The sequence below is a fragment of the Bradyrhizobium sp. 2TAF24 genome (genome assembly GCF_052115025.1).
GTDB lineage: Bacteria > Pseudomonadota > Alphaproteobacteria > Rhizobiales > Xanthobacteraceae > Bradyrhizobium_A.
Map to the genome: position 1 here is coordinate 147,725 of NZ_JBFRFW010000004.1, position 17,020 is coordinate 164,744.

Genomic DNA, 17,020 nt, shown 5'->3' on the forward strand with positions numbered 1-17,020 from the left:
TCGAACGGCCGCCCAACATCCGGCCGCCGCGCGACGCCTGTCGCACCACGCGGGCCGGAATTGTGAAGGGCTTGTAACGGGCAAATGTAACAGATCGACTACACCGGCATCCGCCTACCCGCACTCCGGCCGCGCGCCGCCCGCGCGCGGGCCGATGACAAGAGTAACAGGCTGGCCGAGCCCGGGCGGCGGCGCCCCGACCACCGTTCCCGGCAGCAGGCGCTGCAGCGCGGCGTCGCGCCTCACGTCGCCGGTTGAACCCAGCAACGCCGCGCGGGTGATCGCGCCGGCCGGCGTGATCCAGAGCTGCAGCGCGGCGCGATACGTCCCCGGGCGCGTCTCCTCGGTGCCGCACAGCGCGCCGAGCACAGCGCCCTGCAGCACGCCAAGGAAGCGTGGATCGGGCCGCGCCGGCGCCGGCGCGGCGTCCGGAGGCTTCTCGGCGTACAGCGTGATGGCATCGACGTCAGTGCGGCGGCTGACGAGCCCGCTGCCTGACAGCAGCAATTGCAACGCCGCGTCCGGCGTCATGCGCCCCTTCACCGCCGTGGAGCTGCGGCCGGCGGCAAGCGCCGTCTCGTAGAGCACCTGCAGGCCGCTCGCCGTCGCATAGGCGTTGAGGGCGCGCGCGAGATCCTGGGCGGGAATGTCGTAGACGGTGCTGTCGCCCGATGCGGTCGACCGCTCCACCGCCAGCGCTGGCATCGCGATCAGCAACAACAGCGCCGCAAGCACTCCCTGCCACAACGACAGGCGTGGCGCAGCCGACACCGTCATGCGCCTGTCGTCACGCTCGGGATAATCCCAGTCCATGCGCAGCCGTGCATCTCTCTGTCACGGCCGGCAGATAGGGCCGACAACCGCGCCGCTGTCAATGCGGCCGCAGAGCCTGCGCACCTAGTTCGGATCGACCGCGCGCTGCTGGCCGAACCAGCGCGCCATCGACAGCTTCACCGCGAGCACATGCTGGCGCATCAGCCGCTCGGCCTCGCGCGGCTCCCGGCAGATGATCGCTTCGTAGATCTGGCGGTGCGCGGCGTGGCGCTGGCGGACGTCGTCGAGATCGAACGCCACGATGTTGTGAGCCGAGGTCTGCGGCACGCGCTGGCAGATGCGCAGCACGTCGCGCACCAGCTGCGACTGCGCCGCCTCGTGAATCATCGCATGGAACGCCGCGTTGGCCTCGGCATAGAGGCCGCGCCGCGCGTCGTCGGCGGTCTCCGGCGCGAGCGCGCGGTCGCCATCCGTGAGCGCGTCCTCCATGCGCTGGCGCAGCGCGTCGGAGAGACCGCGCTCGGCGGCGAGGCGCGCCGCCAGCCCCTCGGCGAGCGCCCGCATCTCGTAGGCATCGACGATCGCCGACAGCGACTGCTCCGGCACCGTGAAGCCGCGGTTCGGCGTGTGATGCAGCAGCCCCTCGCCGGCCAGCGTCTGCAGCGCAGCACGCAGCGGTGTGCGCGACACTTCGAGGGTGCGCGCGAGATGCACCTCGTTGAGCCGGCTGCCGGCAGGAAACGCGCCGTCGAGCAGCGCCTGGCGCAGCCGCTCCGCCAGCAGGCGCGACTGGGTCGAGGCGCTGCGCGGGGAGCCGGCGGGGCTGGAAACGGTCTCGGTCATCGGGGGCCTTGCACAAGTGTGTACATATTTCGATTCGAATGGCCTGTCGATTGACTCGAAAATCGAGCCAAAATCAGAGTTTTGTCACCCACTCGCGCACGTCCGGGGTCATATCGCCCCATAAGTGTACACATTTTATCATTGACAAAGCAAAAGTGTACTCATTTTATGTCGGCATGAGCTGGCACACCCAGCCAGCAGATATTTGGCTCTCAAGGGAGGACAGCCGGATGCTCGCATCCCGCATCACGCACCAGGTCGCATCCATCGCCCTGCCAGTCGCCGGCACGGACAGCTTCTTCGCGGTACGCCGCGTCTATTGCGTCGGCCGCAACTATGTCGACCACATCCGCGAGATGAAGGAAGGCGACGAGCGTGACCCGCCGTTCTTCTTCCAGAAGCCGGCCGACAGCATCATGCAGGACGGCGCCACGCTGCCCTATCCGCCGCTCACCGAGGATTACCAGCACGAGATCGAGCTCGTCGTCGCCATCGGCCGCGGCGGCGCGCGCATCCCGCTGGCACAGGCGCTCGACCATGTCGCGGGCTATGCGGTCGGCCTCGACATGACCCGCCGCGATCGCCAGCGCGACGCCCGCGCCTGGGGCCAGCCCTGGGAAATCGGCAAGTCGTTCGATCACTCCGCGCCGTGCGGCCCGATCCATCCCGCGAGCACGGTCGGCCACATCACCTCCGGCGCGATCACGCTTGCGGTCAACGGCACGGTGCGCCAGCGCGGCGACATCGGCCAAATGATCTGGAATGTCGCTGAGATCGTCGCCAACCTGTCGCAGCACTATGCGCTCGAAAGCGGCGACCTGATCTTCACGGGCACGCCGGCCGGCGTCGGCCCGCTGGTGCCGGGCGACCGCATGACCGGCGCCATCGACGGCCTCGGCGAGATCCACTTCACCATCGGCCCGAAGGAGTTCTGAGCATGCTGCCGACCGAGCGCCTGTCGTATTCCGCCATCACCGAGCGGCCGAAGCTGACGCTGCCGGAGGGCGCCCGCCTCGCGGTCTGGGTGATCGTCAATGTCGAAGAATGGGACGCGCGCCAGCCGATGCCGCGCACCGTGCTGACGCCGCCGGCCGGCGGCTCACCGAGCCCGGACATTCCCAACTGGGCCTGGCACGAGTACGGCAACCGCGTCGGCTTCTGGCGCATGCTGGAAGTGCTGGACACGCTGAAGATCAAGGCCGCCCTCGCCATCAACGGCTCGGCGATCGGCGCCTACGAGCCGATCGCCCGCGCCGCGCGCGAACGCGACTGGGAGTTCATCGGCCACGGCTTCACCCAGAAGAACATGCAGAAGGTCGAGAACGAGCGCGAGGACATCGCCAGGACGACGAAGGCAATCGCCGACTACGTCGGCCGCCGGCCGCGCGGCTGGCTCGGCCCCGGCCTCACCGAAACCTGGGAGACGCCGGACATCCTGGTCGAGGAAGGCTATGACTATGTCTGCGACTGGGTGCTCGACGACCAGCCGGTGGTGCTGAAGACCCGCGGCGGACCGATCGTCAACGTGCCCTACACCCAGGAGTGCAACGACGTCGCGATGATGCTGATCCAGCATCACAAGGCGTCGGAGTATCGCGACCGCGCCATCGACCAGTTCGAGCAGCTCTATGCCGACGCGGCGACCTCCGCGCGCGTCATGGCGCTGGTGGTGCATCCCTACATCATGGGCGCGCCGCACCGCCTGCGCTACTTCCGCGAAGCGCTGCAGCACATCGCCGGCAAGAACGGCGTCGTGTTCCGCACCGGTGAGGAAATCCTCGACTGGTACCAGGCCGCCAAAGCCTGACACGTCTTCCACCGCGGCGGCAATCCGCCACGGTGCCCCAAACAAAAGCAACAACCAACGATCCCCCGGGGATCGGGAGGACTCCCATGACCATTCACACGGACACGGTTGCGCCTGCGCGCGACGACGCCTCACCCGGCATCGCCATGCTGGCGATGTTCGGGCTGCTGCTCGCCTCCTATGTCGTCAACGCCATGGACCGGCAGATCTTCCCGCTGCTCGCCGCCGACGTGCGCAAGGAATACGGCTTCTCGCTCGCCGATACCGGGCTCCTCTCCACCATCTTCACCCTCGGCATGGCGGTCGCCGGCTGGCCGACCGGCTATCTGCTGGCGCGCGCCTCGCGGAAAGCCGTGCTGCAGATCGGCATCGCGATCTTCTCCGCCGGCACCGTGCTGACAGCCTATGCCACCGGCTTCGCCGACATGCTGATCTATCGCGCCGCCACCGGCATCGGCGAAGCGATGCAGCTCACCGCGCTGATCGCGATCGCCACCACCGCCTTCACTCGCTATCGCAGCGTCGCGGTCGGCGCGATCAATGCTTCGTTCGGTGTCGGCGCCATCGTCGGCCCGCTGCTCGCGGGCGTCGTGCTGAGCTTCCACGGCTCCTGGCACGGCCCCATCATGGTGTTCGGCGTGATCGGCTTCGTCGCCATGGCGGTGATCGCGCTTGCGGTGCGTCCGGCGATCACCGAGGTGCAGCGCCGCGCCGACGGCGTGCAGGTGGTCGGCGGCGCGTCGACGCTGCTCAACCGCAACACCGTGATCCTCACGGTGCTCAGCCTGATCGGCGGGCTGATCATCTATGGCTATCTCGGCATGTACCCGACGTTCCTGCGCGAGCAACTCCATGTCGCGCCCGCCGACACCGGCGCGATCATGAGCATCTACGGCCTTGGCGTGCTGTGCTCGCTGATCGGCGGCTGGTTCGGCGACCGCTTCTCGCCGCGCGCGGTGTTCGGCCTCGCCTTCCTCGGCGCCGCGGTGCTCGGCTTCCTGCTGTTCGCCTACGCGCAGAGTTTCGCGGCGCACGCGGCGCTGTCGTTCCTGTGGGGCTTCATCGTCAGCGGCACGATCTACGTCAACCTCGCCGGCTCCCATGTGAAGGCGGTCGATGGAGCGCTGGCGGGACGCGCCTCCGGCGTGTTCGTCACCAGCCTCTATGGCGCCGCAGCGATCGCCGGCTATCTCATCGGCTTCATCGCCAGCCTCGCCGGCTGGGGCCAGGCCGGGCTCATCCAGATCACCCTGCTGTCCGTTGCCGGCGCCGTGCTGGCGCTCGGCCTCGACGGCCGGGCGATGTCACATGCAACACGCTAGGCCCTGCGGCAGCGATGGAAAACGCTCTGCGCGAAGAAAGGCACCTCACTCAACCAGACGGCGTGACGCCCGTGATGGCGCCGTGCCGATGCATCCGGACAGCACTCCGCTTCCCGGCCTTGCCGATTTATTCCCCAGCTCAAACAAATTTCCGCGGATGACAAATCAGCGCCGTCGGTTATGGTCCGCTCGCTACACTTAAGATAGCGGGGCGGGAGGTCATGATGGGGCAAGGCAATGCGCGGTTCGAGGTGTTCCGTGATCCCACCGATTCCTGGGTGGTGTGGGACTGCGAGCGCGATGATTTCGCGTCCCTCGGGACGGCGGCGCTGTACGGGCTCGCCGAATCCCACGCGCGCACCGTCTGCCTGTTCCTGAACACCACGCGCGGCCACCGGCCGCGCCCGATGAGCCCGTGGCTGCGGCCGGTCGATTCTGCCCCGCCGATCCCACCAAGCCGTTGATCTCCCTGCGTCGGCACTTGTCAAAGGCCGGCAAGTTGCGCAACCTGTCAGCGAAGATCCGGTCATCGAAGCCGGACGGGACTCGTGTGGTCCCACATAATGGACAGGGAGATGACACAATGACCAACGCCCCGGGCGGTGGCCCGCTTTCACGCCGTTCCGTGCTCGGCGCCGGCCTGTCAGCCGCGCTTGGCGGCGCCGCGTTGACGACCCTTGGCGGCCGCACCGGTCTGGCCCAGGCCGACCAGCGGCTGCGCATGTTCTGGTGGGGCTCCAAGGAGCGGGCGGAGCGCACCGACAAGGTCAACAAGCTTTACCAACAGACCCATCCCGGTGTGACCATCACCGGCGAATCCCTCGGCTGGACCGACTACTGGCCGCGCCTCGCCACCCAGACCGCCGGCCGCAACGCCGCGGACGTCATCCAGATGGACTACCGTTACATCTTCGAGTACGCCCGCCGCGGCGCACTGCAACCGCTCGACGGCTATGTACCCGCCCAGCTCAATCTCGGCGATTTCAGCAAGGCGGCGGTCGACAGCGGCAAGGTCGACGGCAAGATCTATGGCGTCAGCCTCGGGCTCAACTCCACCTCGCTGGTCTATGACAAGGAGCTGATCCAGAAGCTCGGCCTCAAGGAGCCGACCTGGGACATGACCTGGGCCGAGATCGGCGAACTCGCGGTCGAGATCAGCAAGGCCGCCAAGCGTGACCGCTTCACCGGCATCGCCGACGGTGGCCGCGAGGAGCCCGGCCTCGAAGTGTGGCTCGCCCAGCGCGGCAAGTCGCTGTACACGCCCGAGGGCAAGCTCGGCTACGACGCCGCCGACATGACCGAGTGGTTCGCATTCTGGCATGAGCTGCGCAAACGCGGCGGCTGCGCGGCCCCGGACGTGCAGGCGCTCGACCGCGGCGAGATCGACTCCAGCCTGCTCACCCTCGGCAAGGCGGCGATGGCGTTCGCCCATTCCAACCAGCTCGTCGGCTTCCAGGCGCTCAACAAGAGCAAGCTCGCGCTGTCGACCTATCCGGACGGCGGCAAGACCGCCAAGCCCGGCCAGTACCTCAAGCCGGCGATGATGTGGAGCGTGTCGGCGCAGTCCAAGCAGCCGGAGGCGGCGGCGCAACTCGTCAGCTTCTTCGTCGCCGATGTCGAGGCCGGCAAGCTGCTCGGGGTGGAGCGCGGCGTGCCCGCCTCGGATGCCCTGCGCAAGGCGGTGTCGCCGACCCTCGACGACCTCGGCCGCGCCATGGCCGACTACATCACACTGATCAGCGACAAGGTCGGCCCGCTGCCGCCGCCGCCGCCGCGCGGCGCCGGCGAGATCCAGACCATCCTGCAGCGCGTCAACGAGCAGATCGGCTTCGGCAAACTGACGCCCGCGGACGGCGCCAAGCAGTTCGTCACCGACAGCTCCGCGGTGCTCGCGCGCGGGTAAGGCTGGAGGTGCGGGGTGCACTCGGCACCCCTGCCTCCTTTTTTGTCCTACCCATCCACGGTCTTCGAGTTCACCGGCCCGCGAGCGAGAACATGAAGAAGGCAGGCCTCGCTCCAATTTCTGCGTCATGCGCGGGCTTGACCCGCGCATCCAGCTCGCTTGCCACATGCGGAGGCATCGCGAAGCTGGATCACCGGGTCACGGCGCTGCGCGCCGGCCCGGTGATGACGCCGAATTGGTGGGCGCGATGCAACTCGCCGTTGGACAACGGTATGAGTTTGCGATCGAACCATCTTGAGATTGAGCCATTTTGAGATTGGACCATGGCCAGCACACTGACTGAAGCCGCGCCGCGGCCGATCGCGAAGGCCGAGACGGCGGAAGGCGCCGACTGGCGCGGCAGTATCGCCGGCTATCTCTTTCTCACGCCATGGCTGCTCGGCTTCTTCGGCCTCACCCTCGGGCCGGCGCTGATCTCGCTCTATCTGTCCTTCACCGATTTTGACCTGCTGGGAACGCCGAAATGGATTGGCGCGGCGAACTATGTGCGGATCGCCACCAACGATCCCAAGTTCGTCTCGGCGATGCATGTCACCTTCCTCTACGTCGTGCTCGCGGTGCCGCTGAAGCTGGCGTTCGCGCTGTTCGTCGCCGTGATCCTGAACAAGGGCATTCGCGGCCTGCCGCTGTACCGCGCGCTGTTCTACCTGCCCTCGCTGATCGGCGCGAGTGTCGCCATCGCCGTGCTGTGGCGGCAGCTGTTTTCCGGCGACGGCCTGCTCAACCAGTTCCTCGGCCTGTTCGGTATCCATGGTCCGAGCTGGATCTCCGATCCCGACTACTCGCTCTATACCCTGGTCGCGCTCAGCATCTGGCAGTTCGGCTCGCCGATGATCATCTTCCTCGCGGGCCTGCGTCAGATCCCGAGAGACGTCTATGAGGCCGCAGAGATCGACGGCGCGAGCCGCCGCCAGCAATTCTGGCGCATCACGCTGCCACTGCTCACCCCCGTCGTGTTCTTCAACGCCGTGGTGCAGACCATCGAGGCCTTCAAGGCGTTCACGCCGGCCTTCATCATCAGCGGCGGCAGCGGCGGCCCGATCGACTCGACGCTGTTCTACACGCTCTATCTCTATCAGGAAGCGTTCGCCTACTTCCGCATGGGCTATGCCTCGGCGCTGGCCTGGATCCTGGTGGTGATCATCGCCACCTTCACCGCGCTCACGTTCCTGTCGTCGCGCTACTGGGTACACTACGATGGCTGACATCACCGTGACAACGCCGCAGCGCGACCTCGACGACCCGGCGCAGGGCGCACCCCGCGGCGCAGGGCGCAGCCTCGTCTATCACGTGCTGCTGTGCCTCGCCTCGCTCGCCATGCTCTATCCGCTGCTGTGGATGCTGGCGAGCTCGTTCAAGCCGGACAGCGATATCTTCGCCAGCGCCTCGCTGTGGCCGTCGAGCTTCAGCCTTGACGCCTACCGCCGCGGCTGGTCCGGCCTGCAGGTGTCGTTTGGCCAGTTCTTCATCAACTCGCTGATCGTGTCGCTGAGCTGCGTCATCGGCAACGTGCTGTCGTGCTCGCTGACGGCTTATGCCTTCGCCCGGCTCAAGTTCCGGGGGCAGAAGATCTGGTTCGCGCTGATGCTCGGCACCTTGATGCTGCCCTACCATGTCACGCTGATCCCGCAATACGTGCTGTTCCTCAACCTCGACTGGGTCGGCACCTTCTTGCCACTGATCGTGCCGAAATTCCTCGCCGCCGACGCCTTCTTCATCTTCCTGCTGGTGCAGTTCTTCCGCTCGATCCCGCGCGAGCTGGACGAGGCGGCGATGATCGACGGCTGCGGACCCTGGCGGATCTACTGGATGGTGATCCTGCCGCTGTCGCTGCCGGCGCTGGCGACCGCCGCCATCTTCACCTTCATCTGGACCTGGGACGATTTCTTCGGCCCGCTCGTCTACCTCAACGACATGAACGGCTACACCGTGCAGCTCGGCCTGCGCAGCTTCGTCGACTCGACCGGGAAATCGGACTGGGGCGCGCTGTTCGCGATGTCGACGTTGACGCTGCTGCCGGTGTTCGCCTTCTTCCTCGCGTTCCAGCGCCTCCTGATCAACGGCATCGCCACCACGGGGCTGAAGGGGTGAGTGATGTTCAACGATGAGGCAGGCCATCGCTCGCAAGCGTCATGGTATCGTCAGACGCCTGCATCATACGATGCGTCATGGCCTTATCCCCGCCCCTCGGTTCGCGTCATGAATGCCCCCGGCTTTACCTCACATTCTGCGTCATGCGCGGGCTTGACCCGCGCATCCAGCTTACGGCGTACAGCCGGACGCGCCGCCAGGCTGGATCCGAAGCAACTCGGGGCCGAGTTGCGTTCTATATCTGAAGTCCCAAGTCGGAAACATCCGACTTGGGATGTCTCGGCGCTGACGCGCCGGCCCGGTGATGAAGCCGAGATATTGCAGGCGCCTTGCGCGCCTCGCTCACCCTTTTCAGGACAATTCACGTCCGCTCCCGGAGACCTCGTGACATGACCATCCGCTTCGCCGCCATCGGCATCAACCACGCCCACATCTTCGGCCAGGTCGACTGCCTGGTGCGTGCCGGCGCTGAATTCGTCGGCTTTCATGCGCCCGAAGACGACCTCGCAAAGCCCTTTGCCGAGCGCTATCCGCAGGCGCCGCGGGTCGCTGATCGCCGCCAGTTGCTGGAAGACCCGACCATCCAGCTGATCGTCTCCTCCGGCATTCCGGCGGACCGCGCGCCGCTCGGCATCGAGGTGATGCGCCATGCCAAGGACTACATGAGCGACAAGCCCGGCATGACCTCGCTGGAGCAGCTCGCCGAGGTGCGGCGGGTGCAGGCCGAGACCAAACGCATCTACTCGATCTGCTATTCCGAACATTTCGAGACCCGCTGCACGGTCAGGGCTGGCGAGCTGGTCAAGGCCGGCGCGATCGGCAAGGTCATCAACACCACCGGGCTCGGGCCTCACAAGCTCAAGAACCTCCCGCGGCCGGCGTGGTTCTATAGCCGCGAGCGCACCGGCGGCGTGCTCACCGACATCGCTTCGCACCAGTGCGAGCAGTTTCTGTTCTTCGCCGATGCGCTCGACGCCGAGGTGGTGGCGGCGACCGTCGCCAACCGCGCCAACCCGGAGACGCCGGAGCTGCAGGATTTCGGCGAGATGCTGCTGCGCACGGATGGCGTCACCGGCTACATCCGTGTCGACTGGTTCACGCCCGACGGCTTGCCGACCTGGGGCGACGGCCGCCTCACCATCCTCGGCACCGAGGGCACCATCGAGCTGCGCAAGTACATCGACGTCGCCGGGCAGAGTGGCATCGACCACCTGTTCCTGACCGACCGCAAGGGCGTGCAGCGCATCGACTGCAGCGCGGTCGAACTGCCCTACGGCCGCCAGCTGATCGCCGACGTGCAGAACCGCACCGAGACCGCGATGCCCCAGGCGCGCTGCTTCAAGGCCATGGAGCTCGCGCTGACGGCACAGGCGAAGGCGGAGGGCAAGGCATGACACTGAACGCGGCTTGGTGCGATCACGCGGCTGGCTCACCCTCTCCCCTCATCCAGAGGAGGCGCAAGGCGCCGTCTCGAAGGATGAGGCCTCCGCCTCTCCGGGCCTCATGGTTCGAGACGCGCGGCTATGCCGCGCTCCTCACCATGAGGAGAAGCGGCAGCGCCCGCCGCAAGTCCCCTCGCTGAAATCAGACCGACAACAAGAAAGAAGAAACCCATGCCCAAACGCTGGACAGTCGCGGTGATCGGATGCGGGATTGGCCGCGCCCATATCGAGGAAGGATACTCCCGCCTCACCGACAGGTTCGAGGTGCGCGCGCTGTGCGATCTCAACGAGGAGCGCCTTGCGACCGTCGGTGACGAGTTCAACGTACCGCGACGCACCACCTCGTTCGACGAGGTACTGGCGATGGACGACATCGACATCGTCGATATCGCTACCCCGCCGTCGCTGCACTTCCCGCAGGCGACGCAGGCGCTCGCCAGCGGCAAGCACGTGATTTGCGAAAAGCCGCTGGTCGGCTCGCTCGCCGATGTCGACCGCCTCGCCGCCGCGGAAGCCAAGGCGCGTGGCCGCCTGATGCCGATCTTCCAGTACCGCTACGGCAACGGCCTGCAAAAGGCGAAGCACATCATCGAGCAGGGCCTTGCCGGCAAGCCCTATCTCGCCAGCATCGAGACCGCATGGCGGCGCGGCGCCGACTATTATGCGGTGCCCTGGCGCGGCAAGCGCGCCACCGAACTCGGCGGTGCGCTCTTGACCCACGCCATCCACGCCCACGACATCCTGACCTACCTGATGGGCGACATCGCCTCGGTGTTCGCCCGCACCGCGACGCGGGTCAACACCATCGAGGTCGAGGACTGCGCGGTGGCGAGCCTTCAGATGCAGAGCGGCGCGCTCGCCGCCCTCGCCGTTACGCTCGGCTCCGCCAATGAGATCAGCCGGCTGCGGCTGAGCTTCGAGCATGTCACCTTCGAGAGCTCGCAGTCGCCCTACGCGCCCGGCGACGACCCCTGGCAGATCCTGCCGGCCTCGCCGGAGGCCAAGGCGCGCATCGACGCCGCCCTCGAAGGCTGGACCTTCGTGCCGTCGCGGTTCGAGGGCCTGATGGCCGCCTATCACGCGGCGCTGGAGAGCGGCGGCCCGCTGCCGGTGACCATCGCCGACGCGCGGCGCTCGCTGGAGCTGATCACCGCGCTCTACCATACGGCGGAAACCGGCGCCCCGATGAGCCTGCCGATCCCCAAGAATCATCCCAAGTACGGCAGCTGGCAGCCGGCGGGAAGCTGAAGGAGACACGTGTCATGGCCACGATGATTCGACCGGCAGGCGCCGCGGATATCGACCTCGTGGCCACGACCATTCTCGCCGCCCAGCGCGGCCAGCAGCCGCGCGGCTATTTCGACATCGTGCTCGATCGCAGCGAGGCCGACTGCCACGCTTTTGTGCGGCAGCTGACGACCGCACAGGTGCGCTCGTGGTGGCATCTGTCGCATTTCTGGATCGCCGAACACGACGGCGTCGCCGCGGCCGCGCTGTGCGCGCTGCCGGTCGCCGGCAGCATGGCCGATGCGCGACAGGCCGTGCTCGACACGATGACCGCCGCCGGCTTCACACCGGAGGCACAGGCCGCGGTGGCGCAGCGCGGCGCCTATGTCCGCCACTGCTGGATGGACAGCGACGACGACGCCTGGATGATCGAGCATGTCGCGACACGGCCCTCGCATCGCGGGCTCGGCCTCGCCGCCCGCCTGCTCGACCATGCGCTGGCTGAGGGACGCGCCCGCGGCTTTTCCCGGGCACAGATCACATTTTATATCGGCAATGATGCGGCCGAGCGCAGCTATGCCCGCGCCGGCTTCAGCTTTGCAGAGGAGAAGCGTCATCCGGACTTTGCGGCTCTGACGGGGGCAGCGGGCTTCCGCCGCGCAGCGATGACACTGTGAGCAGCGGCGCGTCCGACTGCAGGCTCGGGCTCGGCAGCACAGCCTCCAGCGCATCGAGCTCGGCACGCGCGTGGTGCGCGTGCAGCAGCGCCTGCGCCTCACCGATGACCTGCGCCGCAAGGCTCTCCTCGGACATCAGCAATTGCGGCTCGTCGCCGGCAAAGACGATCCAGCCGATATCCGTGGATGTGAGCCTGTAGTCCGGCATGACTGCGAAACCAGGAATGTTGCGCGCGCGATCCCTGAAGATCCGAGCGATCAGGAACTCAGAGCCAAAAGCGAGCTTTTGCCTAAAAAGCCCGATACTTTTGACTCTCTCCTGTTAAGACTTGGTGCGGCGGATTGTCGAAATCGCGTTACATCATTGTTAACGCGACCGCGGAAAGTCGGGCGCATCCTACCGGTTGCGGTCGGGCGCTTCAGGAGTTTCACGGATCGCGAAAAATGCCGGACCGCGGCCACGGATTAACGTGACGCGTGCGGCGATGCCGCGTTCCACGATGCGGCATCGGATCGACATGCCATTCGCCTCAGCTTCCGAGGCACGGCCGCCCAGCCTCATACAACGCAGGCCGATGACGGTCATCATGAACCGCGACGGACGAACCGCCTGGAACACTCATCGCATGGCCGCATCCTGCGCGGGATCGGGCGCGCCGAACCATCGCGACGCTGCGTCCGTGGCCAGCGCGAGATCGGCTGCGGCATCGCTGGCCCACGCCACGACGCCGTCAGGGCGCACGAGCACCGCGCTGAGGCCGAGACGATCGTCGGCATCGCCGGCGAGATACGCGATCCGATCGCCCCAGCGGCTGGCGAGCGCGCGCCGTTGCGATTGCGCGTCGAAATCCAGCAGCAGGCCGCGCCCCGTCCGCATCCATTGGCCGAGCGTGCGACCGTCGGCGAGCATGAAGTCGGGCGCGCTGCGGCCGACCAGCGGGTGGCTGTCGCCGAGATCGCAGCGAAGGGACACGCCCCACACCCGCCCGGCGAAATAGGTCGCACCATCGCGGGTGTCGATGAGATCGCGAACAATGTCTGCGAGCGCGCGCGTGCTCGGCGTCGGACGCATCAGGGCGACCTGGGCCCGCGACCAGTCGAGGATCGCCGCACCGACCGGATGCCGCTCGCCGGCATAGCTGTCGAGCAGCCCGGCCGGCGCGTGACCTCGAATGCTGGCCGCCAGCTTCCAGCCGAGGTTCATCGCATCACCGATCCCGAGGTTCAGGCCCTGGCCGCCGAGCGGCGAATGGATATGGGCGGCGTCGCCGGCGAGCAGCACCCGGCCACAGCGGTAGGCACTCGCCTGGCAGGCACGATCGGTCCAGGTCGTGGCAAGCGTCAGCGCGGTCAGGGTAACGTCGACGCCGGACACGCGGCGCAGCACCGCCTGCACATGCTCGCGCGTGATCGGCCGGGAGCGATGGAACGCACCGCCGTCGAAATCGACCATCGCGATCGTGCCCGGCTGCGCATAAGTGTACATGCCCGCTGCGGTGTAGTGGCGGCCGGGGGCGAGCCCGGCGGAATCGGCCATCTCGACCATGACGGAATAGCCGGTGAACTCCGGCGCGGTGCCGACGAAATCGAAGCAGCCGAGCTTGCGGACAGTGCTGCGGCCGCCATCACAACCGACCAGCCAGCGGCCGCGATAGGTTGCACCGCCGGCACGAACGGACACGTCGTCATCCGACGCGCTGATATCCGCGATGGCACTGCCGCGGGTGATCGCGACCCCCATAGCGACTGCACGCGCGGCGAGGACGGTCTCGAGATGCTCCATCTCGACCGGCAGACCGGCGCTGGCCGGCCCCGGCAGGCGATACGACCATTGCGACGGGTCGATCCTGTCGTCAAAAAACTGGATGCCGGCGAAATGACCGCCCGGACGGCGTGGCTGGCCCATCCAGTGCGCACCGGGCATGACGCCGCCGCCGCTATCATGCGCACGTTGTGGCGCCGCGATGTCGTCCAGCAGCCCACGGCGATGGAGCGCCTCGACGGTGGGCACCGAGAGGCCCCGCAAGCCGAACGGCAGTTGCTTCAGAGGTGAACGCGGGTCTGCCTCCTGTTCCAGCACCAGCACTGAAAGTCCGGCAAGGCGCAGCTCGCACGCCAGGAACAGGCCGACAGGGCCGGCGCCGCCAATCACCACATCATACACCACGGGACACATCCTTCGTCATCACGCCGGCGCCGCGTCGCTCAGAACTTGCACCGGGTGCGATTTTTTATTACACTGAGTGTAATTATTCAAGAGGCCGACAGTAGAGGGCATCGTGGCGACGGGCGAGACGGACAGACCTGAGGGGCTTCGGGAACGCAAGCGACGCGAAACATCGGCGCGGATCATCGAGCAAGGCCTCAAGCTGTTCGTGAAGAACGGCTACGACGGCACCACCCTCGACGCCATCGCCGAGGCCGCCGGCATCTCGCGCCGGACCTTCTTCTACTATTTCAAGTCCAAGGAAGACGTACTGCTGGCCGCTCATGACAGCGGCTTCCGCGCCGCACTGCGGCCGGCGATGCTCGCGGAGTCGCCGGATCAGGCGCCCATCGCGGCCGTGCAGAAGTGCCTCATCAAGCTCGCGTCACGCTACGAGACCAGGGAATCTATCGTTTTCGATCGCCTGATGCAGTCGACGGAGGCGCTGCGCGCGCGCAAGGAAGCGGTCTTCGTCGAGGCCGAACAGATCCTGCTCGACGCGATGGGCGAGCTGTGGCCGTCGCCGGCGCGCCGCGACGGGCTGCGGCTGGTGGCGATGGTGGCGATGGGCACGCTGCGTCTCGCGCTGGAACGCTGGAAGCAGCACGACGCGGCGCAACCCCTCGCCCATTATATCCGCCAGAGCTTCACGTTGCTGGCGAAGCAATTCTGACACCATGCCGGCGCATGGCGATCCGTGGCCCTGCGCGAGGCCGCCTCTGAGTGACGGATTGAAGCTCGCGCTCAGACCGTGGCCCGGATGAGCGCTGGGATATCCAGGTCACGCGCATCGCCCTGCCATCCCGGCTGTCGCGGCGTTCACCCGGGCCACCCGTCATCTGCAGGAAGATGACCTCATGACCGGATGCGTCAGTTCACCCGCCGCTCCCGTCCGGCCCAGAACGGGTCGCGCAGCTCGCGGCGCAGGATCTTGCCGGTGCCGTTGCGCGGCAGCGCCGGGATGAAATCGACGCTCTTGGGCACCTTGTAGCCGGCGATGTGCTGGCGGGCGTGGGCGATGATCTCCTCGGCCGTGACCTCGGCGCCGGGCTTGCGCACCACCATCGCCTTGACCGCCTCGCCCCAGGTGGCGTCGGGCACGCCGATGACGGCGACCTCGGCGACCGCCGGATGGCCGAAGATCGCGTTCTCGACCTCCGCCGGATAGATGTTTTCGGCGCCGGAGATGATCATGTCCTTGATGCGGTCGTGGACGTAGACATAACCATCGGCGTCCATATAGCCAGCATCGCCCGTGCGCAGCCAGTTGTCCTTGCTCAGCGTGCGTGCGGTCGCCTCCGGCAGCTTCCAGTAGCCGACCATGTTGGCGGCGGAGCGCGTCGCAATCTCGCCGACCTCGCCCGGCGGCAGCAGCCTGCCGTCAGGATCGAGGATGGCGATCTCCACCCCCGGCACCGCCTTGCCGGCGGAGCGCAGCCGCGGCGAGCCGTCGAGGGTGTGGTCTTCCGGCGGCAGCACCACGATGGTGCCCGTCGTCTCGGTCATGCCGTACATCTGCACGAAGCCGCAGCCGAACACCTCCATGCACTCTTTCAGCAAGTCGGCCGGGATCGGCGACGCGCCGTACAGCAGATATTTCAGCCGCGAATAGTCGATCTGCCGGGCGCGCGGATGGCGCACCACGAACTGCATCGCCGCCGGCACCATGAACAGCTTCGAGATGCGCTCGTTGACGAACGTGTCCAGCACCTTGGCAGGGTCGAACTCGCGGGCGACCACGCCCTTGGCGCCGTAGTACAGCCCGAAGATGCCCCAGCCGGTGCCGCCGATGTGGAACACCGGCATCGCCACCAGCGACACGTCCTCCGCCGTCCACACATTCCACGCCGGCGTCTCGCCATGGCGACTGTTGCGCAGGTCGACGAGATTGCGATGGCTCAGCATCGCGCCCTTGGGATGGCCGGTGGTGCCCGAGGTGTAGAGCTGCAGCGCGACATCGTCGATGGTCGCGCGAAACGCCGGCGGCGCATCCTGTTGCGCGTCGCGCCATGGCTCAAAGGCCGGCCAGTCCCCGGCCGCGCCCTCCATCGCCACGATGCGTGGCGCCGATGTCAGCTTCGACGCGAACGCGGTCACGGCTCCGACGAATTCACCACCGACGAACAGCAGCTTCGCCTCCGCATTGTCGATGATATAGACCATTTCCGGCGGCGCGAGGCGCCAGTTGACCGGCACCATCACCACGCCGACCTTCATGGCGCCGATCAGCAGCTCGAAATAATGATCGCTGTTCTTGCCGACATAGGCGATGCGGTCGCCCTTGCCGAGCCCCGCGGCGGTCAGCGCGTGGGCGACCTGGTTGGCGTGGCGTTCGAACGCGGCATAGCTCGTCTCGCGCCCTTCGAAGGTCAAGGCGATGGCATCGCCCCGCGCCTGCGCATGCCCGCTCACCACGTCCAGCAGCGTCTGCTCGCCCATCGGCCATTCCCCTCCTGTGTGGCCGGCGCGCCGCCATCGAACGTGGTCGCATCCGGCCTGTTTTTTCTGAGCATTTGGCAAGCGCCTGATGTAGTCAAGCCGTCCGCCGCCCCGGCCTCGCGGCTGTGCACCGCGTCGTCGCCCGGGAAGGCGTTGTCCCGCAGCGCACGCAAGGCATCCATGAGCGCACGGCGCTCGCGCGGCGCAGCGAAACATGCGACGGAGCCGT

General features: G+C 67.1%; 16 protein-coding genes. 11 read left to right on the plus strand and 5 right to left on the minus strand.

The features are described from left to right. Window positions 1–114: 114 nt before the first annotated feature. Both AB4Z37_RS08570 and AB4Z37_RS08575 read right to left on the minus strand, forming a co-directional pair. The gene (locus AB4Z37_RS08570) at window positions 115–777 is read right to left on the minus strand and encodes a secretin and TonB N-terminal domain-containing protein (protein WP_441516284.1); all 663 of its coding nucleotides are present in this window, start codon (window positions 775–777) and stop codon (window positions 115–117) included. Window positions 778–897: 120 nt separating this feature from the next. Next, the gene (locus tag AB4Z37_RS08575; protein WP_441516285.1) at window positions 898–1,617 is read right to left on the minus strand and encodes a GntR family transcriptional regulator; all 720 of its coding nucleotides are present in this window, start codon (window positions 1,615–1,617) and stop codon (window positions 898–900) included. Window positions 1,618–1,847: 230 nt separating this feature from the next. Between AB4Z37_RS08575 and AB4Z37_RS08580 the strand changes: the two genes are divergently transcribed. The 10 genes from AB4Z37_RS08580 to AB4Z37_RS08625 all read left to right on the plus strand — a co-directional run bounded on the left by AB4Z37_RS08580 (window position 1,848) and on the right by AB4Z37_RS08625 (window position 12,146). After that, window positions 1,848–2,552 (plus strand): fumarylacetoacetate hydrolase family protein, encoded by a 705-nt coding sequence (locus tag AB4Z37_RS08580; protein ID WP_441516286.1) that lies wholly within the window; start codon window positions 1,848–1,850, stop codon window positions 2,550–2,552. Window positions 2,553–2,554: 2 nt separating this feature from the next. Beyond that, window positions 2,555–3,424, plus strand: coding sequence for a polysaccharide deacetylase family protein (locus AB4Z37_RS08585; RefSeq protein WP_441516287.1), 870 nt, complete (start codon window positions 2,555–2,557; stop codon window positions 3,422–3,424). An 86-nt stretch (window positions 3,425–3,510) separates the two neighbouring features. Beyond that, window positions 3,511–4,746, plus strand: a complete 1,236-nt coding sequence (locus AB4Z37_RS08590) for an MFS transporter (protein WP_441516288.1) — start codon at window positions 3,511–3,513, stop codon at window positions 4,744–4,746. Between the two features lie 224 nt (window positions 4,747–4,970). Further along, on the plus strand, window positions 4,971–5,210 hold the full coding sequence (locus AB4Z37_RS08595) for a hypothetical protein (RefSeq protein WP_441516289.1): 240 nt from the start codon (window positions 4,971–4,973) through the stop codon (window positions 5,208–5,210). A gap of 119 nt (window positions 5,211–5,329) precedes the next feature. Beyond that, window positions 5,330–6,649, plus strand: coding sequence for an ABC transporter substrate-binding protein (locus tag AB4Z37_RS08600; RefSeq protein WP_441516290.1), 1,320 nt, complete (start codon window positions 5,330–5,332; stop codon window positions 6,647–6,649). 323 nt (window positions 6,650–6,972) lie between these two features. After that, window positions 6,973–7,914, plus strand: coding sequence for a carbohydrate ABC transporter permease (locus AB4Z37_RS08605; RefSeq protein ID WP_441516291.1), 942 nt, complete (start codon window positions 6,973–6,975; stop codon window positions 7,912–7,914). Between the two features lie 112 nt (window positions 7,915–8,026). Further along, window positions 8,027–8,800 (plus strand): carbohydrate ABC transporter permease, encoded by a 774-nt coding sequence (locus tag AB4Z37_RS08610; RefSeq protein WP_441516476.1) that lies wholly within the window; start codon window positions 8,027–8,029, stop codon window positions 8,798–8,800. Between the two features lie 389 nt (window positions 8,801–9,189). Next, a complete protein-coding gene (locus AB4Z37_RS08615) occupies window positions 9,190–10,194 on the plus strand; it encodes a Gfo/Idh/MocA family protein (protein ID WP_441516292.1) in 1,005 nt (334 codons plus the stop codon). 219 nt (window positions 10,195–10,413) lie between these two features. Beyond that, entirely contained in the window at window positions 10,414–11,490 is a 1,077-nt protein-coding gene (locus AB4Z37_RS08620) for a Gfo/Idh/MocA family protein (protein ID WP_441516293.1), read from the plus strand. Between the two features lie 14 nt (window positions 11,491–11,504). Further along, the gene (locus AB4Z37_RS08625; RefSeq protein ID WP_441516294.1) at window positions 11,505–12,146 is read left to right on the plus strand and encodes a GNAT family N-acetyltransferase; all 642 of its coding nucleotides are present in this window, start codon (window positions 11,505–11,507) and stop codon (window positions 12,144–12,146) included. Between the two features lie 397 nt (window positions 12,147–12,543). On the opposite strand, the gene AB4Z37_RS08630 is transcribed toward AB4Z37_RS08625, so the two are convergent. Next, window positions 12,544–12,735: a hypothetical protein gene (locus AB4Z37_RS08630; RefSeq protein WP_441516295.1), complete on the minus strand. Its 192-nt coding sequence runs from the start codon at window positions 12,733–12,735 to the stop codon at window positions 12,544–12,546. A 30-nt stretch (window positions 12,736–12,765) separates the two neighbouring features. Beyond that, complete coding sequence (locus tag AB4Z37_RS08635; protein WP_441516296.1) at window positions 12,766–14,322, minus strand: FAD-dependent monooxygenase; 1,557 nt, start codon at window positions 14,320–14,322, stop codon at window positions 12,766–12,768. 103 nt (window positions 14,323–14,425) lie between these two features. On the opposite strand from AB4Z37_RS08635, the gene AB4Z37_RS08640 reads away from it, so the two are divergent. Next, window positions 14,426–15,025, plus strand: coding sequence for a TetR/AcrR family transcriptional regulator (locus tag AB4Z37_RS08640; protein ID WP_441516297.1), 600 nt, complete (start codon window positions 14,426–14,428; stop codon window positions 15,023–15,025). A 197-nt stretch (window positions 15,026–15,222) separates the two neighbouring features. Here AB4Z37_RS08640 and AB4Z37_RS08645 read toward each other — a convergent pair whose 3' ends face one another. Further along, window positions 15,223–16,791 (minus strand): fatty acid--CoA ligase, encoded by a 1,569-nt coding sequence (locus AB4Z37_RS08645; protein WP_441516298.1) that lies wholly within the window; start codon window positions 16,789–16,791, stop codon window positions 15,223–15,225. Between the last annotated feature and the right edge of the window lie 229 nt (window positions 16,792–17,020).

Bases quoted from the DNA above. Each gene is read 5' to 3' on its own strand.
- AB4Z37_RS08570 (WP_441516284.1), bottom strand. From the start codon at position 777: ATGACGGTGTCGGCTGCGCCACGCCTGTCGTTGTGGCAGGGAGTGCTT.
- AB4Z37_RS08575 (WP_441516285.1), bottom strand. From the start codon at position 1,617: ATGACCGAGACCGTTTCCAGCCCCGCCGGCTCCCCGCGCAGCGCCTCG.
- AB4Z37_RS08580 (WP_441516286.1), top strand. From the start codon at position 1,848: ATGCTCGCATCCCGCATCACGCACCAGGTCGCATCCATCGCCCTGCCA.
- AB4Z37_RS08585 (WP_441516287.1), top strand. From the start codon at position 2,555: ATGCTGCCGACCGAGCGCCTGTCGTATTCCGCCATCACCGAGCGGCCG.
- AB4Z37_RS08590 (WP_441516288.1), top strand. From the start codon at position 3,511: ATGACCATTCACACGGACACGGTTGCGCCTGCGCGCGACGACGCCTCA.
- AB4Z37_RS08595 (WP_441516289.1), top strand. From the start codon at position 4,971: ATGGGGCAAGGCAATGCGCGGTTCGAGGTGTTCCGTGATCCCACCGAT.
- AB4Z37_RS08600 (WP_441516290.1), top strand. From the start codon at position 5,330: ATGACCAACGCCCCGGGCGGTGGCCCGCTTTCACGCCGTTCCGTGCTC.
- AB4Z37_RS08605 (WP_441516291.1), top strand. From the start codon at position 6,973: ATGGCCAGCACACTGACTGAAGCCGCGCCGCGGCCGATCGCGAAGGCC.
- AB4Z37_RS08610 (WP_441516476.1), top strand. From the start codon at position 8,027: ATGCTCTATCCGCTGCTGTGGATGCTGGCGAGCTCGTTCAAGCCGGAC.
- AB4Z37_RS08615 (WP_441516292.1), top strand. From the start codon at position 9,190: ATGACCATCCGCTTCGCCGCCATCGGCATCAACCACGCCCACATCTTC.
- AB4Z37_RS08620 (WP_441516293.1), top strand. From the start codon at position 10,414: ATGCCCAAACGCTGGACAGTCGCGGTGATCGGATGCGGGATTGGCCGC.
- AB4Z37_RS08625 (WP_441516294.1), top strand. From the start codon at position 11,505: ATGGCCACGATGATTCGACCGGCAGGCGCCGCGGATATCGACCTCGTG.
- AB4Z37_RS08630 (WP_441516295.1), bottom strand. From the start codon at position 12,735: ATGATGACCGTCATCGGCCTGCGTTGTATGAGGCTGGGCGGCCGTGCC.
- AB4Z37_RS08635 (WP_441516296.1), bottom strand. From the start codon at position 14,322: ATGTGTCCCGTGGTGTATGATGTGGTGATTGGCGGCGCCGGCCCTGTC.
- AB4Z37_RS08645 (WP_441516298.1), bottom strand. From the start codon at position 16,791: ATGGGCGAGCAGACGCTGCTGGACGTGGTGAGCGGGCATGCGCAGGCG.